At 72.7% G+C, this 741-nt stretch carries 1 protein-coding gene; it reads right to left on the reverse strand.

Annotated features, from left to right (window positions below; genetic code table 11):
* Nucleotides 1-202 precede the first annotated feature (202 nt).
* Nucleotides 203-741, reverse strand: a 539-nt coding sequence (locus BFF77_RS29040; RefSeq protein WP_483855218.1) for a beta/alpha barrel domain-containing protein, incomplete at its 5' end; no start/stop codon positions are given.

The raw sequence follows: 741 nt of genomic DNA on the forward strand, positions 1-741 counted from the left end.
GGAGAACACGGCGGGCGGGCGACGGCCGGACGAACGGCCGCGAGGTTCCCCGAGCCTAGGGACTCCGCTCCCTCGCGGGAAGAGCCGCACATCCGCCACCACCGCCCCACGCGCCTCATCCACGGGGTCCGTTCATGTGTACCCGGCCGTTCACGTGTACTCGGCCATCCGTGCTCGGCTCATACACACGGGTGTACCCGGTTCATATGTACTCGGTCGGGATCACGGGCTCGCCCCGGGAGAGCTGCGTCGCCGACATCGGCAGCGCGGCCCGCGCCGCGAAGTGCCGGGACCGTGCCACGTCCAGCGGCTCCCTGGCCACGATCTCGCCGCCCTTGACGAGCTGCACCAGGAGCTGCCGGTCCAGCAGGTCCGCCGGCACCGCGCCGGTGCCCAGCACCTCCGCCTCGGCGTACCCCTGCGCGTCCACGCGCCGCGCGGCCCACTTGCGCCCGCCCACCGAGGTCTTCCCGCCCAGCGACCTCTTGGCCACCGGCTGGAGCGGGGCCTTGGGATCCGCGGACGACGCCCGGGCGACGATCTTGTAGACCATGGAACAGGTGGGGTGGCCGCTGCCGGTGACGAGCTGGGTGCCCACCCCGTACGCGTCCACCGGCGCCGCCGCCAGCGAGGCGATCGCGTACTCGTCCAGGTCGGAGGTGACCACGATCCTGGTGTCCACCGCGCCCAGGTCGTCGAGCTGCTGCCGTACCCGGTGCGCGACCAGCAGCAGATCGCCGG

The organism is Streptomyces lushanensis (assembly GCF_001700515.1).
GTDB classification, from domain to species: domain Bacteria; phylum Actinomycetota; class Actinomycetes; order Streptomycetales; family Streptomycetaceae; genus Streptomyces; species Streptomyces lushanensis.